The sequence below is a fragment of the Mesorhizobium sp. M2A.F.Ca.ET.067.02.1.1 genome (genome assembly GCF_004023285.1).
Lineage (GTDB): Bacteria > Pseudomonadota > Alphaproteobacteria > Rhizobiales > Rhizobiaceae > Mesorhizobium.
The window spans coordinates 1-3,923 of the sequence record NZ_RZSB01000566.1 but is presented as its reverse complement, the minus strand read 5'-3'; the positions used below and the strand labels follow the sequence as shown (position 1 = coordinate 3,923).

The following is a 3,923-nucleotide window of genomic DNA, read 5'->3' as shown; positions in this document are numbered from 1 at the left end:
ATGATGGCGCTGACAATAGCCATCGTCGGCGAGACGGTGCCGAAGGAGCGCACCGGCAGCGCCATGGGCTTGCTCGGCACCATGTCGGCGATCGGCACGGCGCTCGGCCCCTCGCTCGGCGGCGTGCTGATCGCCGCGCTCGGCTGGCGCTCGATCTTCCTCGTCAATGCCGCGCTGGGCGGCGTCGCGCTGCTCGCGGCCTGGCGCTTCCTTCCAGCGGCAAGCATCCCGCGCCAGGCGGGGGGCGCGAAGGCCCGCTTCGATGTGCCGGGCACGCTGCTGCTCGCCGCCACGCTCGGCGCCTATGCAATGGCCATGACCATCGGGCGCGGCCATTTCGGCGGCCTCAACGCGGCGCTGCTCGGCGCGGCCACGGCCGGCGCGGCGCTGTTCGTCGTCGCCGAAGCCAGGGTGGCGTCGCCCCTGGTCAAGCTCGCGCTGCTGCGCGACAGGGTGCTGGCGCCGAGCCTCGCCATGAACGCGCTGGTCTCGACGGTGATGATGGCCACCCTGGTCGTCGGCCCGTTCTTCCTGTCGCGCGCGCTGGGCCTGAGCGAAGCGGCGACCGGAGCCGTGCTGTCGATCGGCCCCGTGGTCTCGGCGGTCTGCGGCGTCATTGCCGGGCGTATCGTCGATCGGCTGGGGGCGGCCGCGATGGTCGTCGCCGGCCTGGCGCTGATGGTCGCCGGCTGCGCCGCGCTCACACCGCTCCCGGGCCTCTTCGGCGTTGCCGGCTACGCGGCGGCGATCGCCGTGCTCACGCCGGGCTACCAACTGTTCCAGGCCGCCAACAATACCGCCGTCATGGCCGATGTCGACAGAAGCGAGCGCGGCGTGGTGTCGGGCATGCTCAGCCTCTCGCGCAATCTCGGCCTCGTCACCGGCACGGCGGTGATGGGCGCGGTGTTCGCCTTCGCCGTGGGGACGAGCGATATCGCGGCGGCGGCCCCGGCGGCCGTCGCGCGCGGAATGGCGATGACCTTTGCGGTGGCTGCGGGGTTGGTCGTCGTCGCGGTTGCAATTGCGGTTGCCAGCGGTCGGAGGGAGCGCTGCAGCGCCTGATTTCCGGAGCCCAGCCTGCGCTGTGACACAAGGATGCGGACGCGAGGCGATGCCCGGCGGGAAGGAAAGGGAGACTCCGTTAACAAATGCAAATGTCAGAGCTGAGAAGTGTGCGCAGTCTCACTCAGGCCAACGCATGGATGGTCTATAACGTCTAGACGGGCAGGGCGGGGCAGCGCTTCCGCGGACTGTCGAGTGGGCGTGGCGGGGAGGGCGAGCGATGCATGAAACATGGTGGCAGCGGCAGGAAGCTCAGCCTCTGATTCCTGAGCGTGAACTTCGCTTTATGATGAAACTCGGGCGTGTGGAGCGCGACGAGGCGATGAGATTGCTGGGGCGATACCGTGGGGACCGCGAGGCGGTATATGCCGAGTTGAGAAGGCGCGATATGATCAGGGCACGCAACACGCCGCCTCACTGATCACTGTCCCTCGGGAAGTTACAGCCCGAGCGTCCAGCCGGCCGCAGTTTCAGGTCTCCTGTTTGGCCGGAATGGCGCAACGAAGACGGCCGGCCGATGCGTGATCTCGACGAATGCGGCCGCGGCGGTCTCGACGGCATCGGCTGAATGGTCGACCCTGTCGAAGCGCTTCACCACGCGCTCATGCAGCATCGACAGCCTTGCGGCCCGGTGGAGATCGGCGCGCTTCTCGCCGTGCATATCGAGCGGGGCGAACATGACCATCCCCAAAAACGGCGGTGCCCGGCATTTTGTTCCGATCGGCCCGCGTGACAAAGCTACGCCGGGACGGCTTCCTGGAGGCTTCCGCGATCGCGTAATTTCGCCGCCGCCTGAGAGGCCTATCTTTGCCTGGCGGCGGTGCCCATTCCGCCTTCGGCCGGTGCCTCAGCTAGCCCAACGAACCCCCACCCACTGCGGCGCCGGCCTCATCTCTCGCGCCGTTTAACGCCTCTGACGCCGCCAGGCGCCCGGCCTCGATCTCCAGTGCCATCAGCTTGGATTTGATCTCATGCGGCTCGGCATGTTCGAGCCCGACCACGTCGTTGCGCGTCTGCTTCAGCGCAATGACGATCTCGTCGAGCTTGGCGTGGATGGCGGCGGTGTCCCGGTAGCCCTGGATGAGGACCACCCCGGTGATGATGATGGCCGCCACGGACAGGGCATAGGTCACCACGCCTGTAAGCCCGAGCGGCACCAGCAGCGTGCAGGCGGCCATTGGCGGCAAGCATCGCGTAGAAGCCGGGCGGGCGCGACAGGAAATCGGCGATGCGGAAGAGCAGGCGGTTCATCGTCCGACTATCCGAGCAGCATGCCGGCTACCAGCACGGTGAGCAGCACCGATGCCGGCACCGCCAGAAGCCAGCGCGCCTCCAGAACACTGTTGCGATCGTCGTCCATGTTCATTGCTCCTCTTGGCGGGCGCCCTGCCGCGAATTCCCCGCCGGCAAACGAGGCTGGGAAGCTTTCGTTCCCCAATCCGGCGACGGTCGCAAAGCGATGTCGGACTGAGGTCGGACGGGCGTGCGAAGAGGACCGAGCGCCGCAACCAAAGCCAGGGCTTCGCATTGGCACGCGCGCCGATTTTTCGCGCGTCGCCGATAGGGGAGCACACATGAGCCTTGATAGACCGACAGATGATTTAGACGACCAACCCTACGAGCCGGCGTTCTTCGCCGCCAAATACGGCCTGCCGCCGCGGCTCGCCAAACGATGATCGAGGCCAACGGCCCCGGGCGGCGCGCCTGCGACGCGGCCGCCACGACCTACCTGCGCTACATGGCGCTCCGGCGTCGGCGCGAAAGCTGAGCCTGCCACCGGCTGTGCTTTCCGCCTGGCGCGGTCCCATTGCGGATGCAACCCGGGCGGGAACCAAAGCGGCGGGCGGCGGTTTACCCGGCGAAGGGATGAATTCAGGAATTAGGAAAAGAGCAATGAAAACAGTGCTTCTTGCTGCCCTGGCGCTCTGTGTCGCAGCGCCCGCCGTCGCCTCCGCGGCCGAGGCCGATGTCGTCATCAGGACGCATAACAGGCATCACTATCACCACCGCCCGGCGGTCGTCATCAACGACGAGGGCCACCGTCTTCACCACCGCCACCACGGCACGGTCGCCTTTTACGACAATGGCAAGCGCGCCTGGCGTCACCGCCACCACCGCCGCGACGACACCGTGATCGTCACGGGTTCGATCGGCCACCGGCACCATCACCGTCCGGTCGTGGTCGAGAGCGACTCCGACTATTGACGCAACGCGGCCGGGTTGTGCGCAGCGAAGCACGGGCCGGCCGCGTTGTTTCCCGATTTTATTCCTAGCGCAGGCCTCCCGCGGCGCCGGATCGTCCGAGTAGGGCTGGCCGCCTTGTGATTTCGCTCGAGCGGCCTTGCGAGGCAAGATGGCGCGTTGCGCCTCAACTCCCCATTGGACTTCGCGGCGACACAACCCATATTTGAGCCATGGAGCGTTGAGCGTGAGCATCGCGCGAGTGGCCTTCTTCGCCGCCGCTCTTTTGGGCGCGGCCGCCGTTTCTGCCTTCTCCTCCGCCGGGAGCGGGAAGGTTGCGTTGAGCATCGCCGTCGACGGCGCCATTGGGCCGGCAAGCACCAGGCAACTCGAGGAGGCGCTCGACACCGCCGCCAGGCGCGATGCCGCGGTCCTCATCCTTCAGCTCGATACGCCGGGCGGCCTCGTCACCTCGATGCGCGAGATGATCGCCGACATCCTGGCCTCGCCTGTGCCCGTCATCGGTTATGTCGCGCCCTCCGGCGGCCACGCGGCCAGCGCCGGCACCTACATCCTCTACGCCACCCACGTCGCGGCGATGGCGCCCGGCACCAATCTCGGCGCCGCGACGCCGGTCGAGCTCGGCGGCCTGCCGTCGCTTCCAGGCGGCGAGAAGGACA

At 67.6% G+C, this 3,923-nt stretch carries 3 protein-coding genes and 2 pseudogenes; 3 read left to right on the top strand and 2 right to left on the bottom strand.

Going from position 1 to position 3,923, the window contains the following annotated elements; genetic code table 11:
- Window positions 1–1,062: MFS transporter (locus EOA28_RS27635; protein ID WP_128315481.1), on the top strand; the 1,062-nt coding region annotated here is incomplete at its 5' end.
- A 439-nt stretch (window positions 1,063–1,501) separates the two neighbouring features.
- Here the strand turns inward: EOA28_RS27635 and EOA28_RS27630 are convergent.
- Together EOA28_RS27630 and EOA28_RS27625 are read right to left on the bottom strand one after the other, a co-directional pair.
- The gene (locus EOA28_RS27630; protein WP_126083367.1) at window positions 1,502–1,741 is read right to left on the bottom strand and encodes a hypothetical protein; all 240 of its coding nucleotides are present in this window, start codon (window positions 1,739–1,741) and stop codon (window positions 1,502–1,504) included.
- 172 nt (window positions 1,742–1,913) lie between these two features.
- A pseudogene (locus EOA28_RS27625) lies at window positions 1,914–2,313 on the bottom strand (low affinity iron permease family protein).
- 642 nt (window positions 2,314–2,955) lie between these two features.
- Here EOA28_RS27625 and EOA28_RS27620 point away from each other — a divergent pair.
- Both EOA28_RS27620 and EOA28_RS27615 read left to right on the top strand, forming a co-directional pair.
- Window positions 2,956–3,267: a hypothetical protein gene (locus tag EOA28_RS27620; RefSeq protein WP_127252395.1), complete on the top strand. Its 312-nt coding sequence runs from the start codon at window positions 2,956–2,958 to the stop codon at window positions 3,265–3,267.
- A 223-nt stretch (window positions 3,268–3,490) separates the two neighbouring features.
- Window positions 3,491–3,923: pseudogene (locus tag EOA28_RS27615) on the top strand (nodulation protein NfeD); the annotation flags it as partial.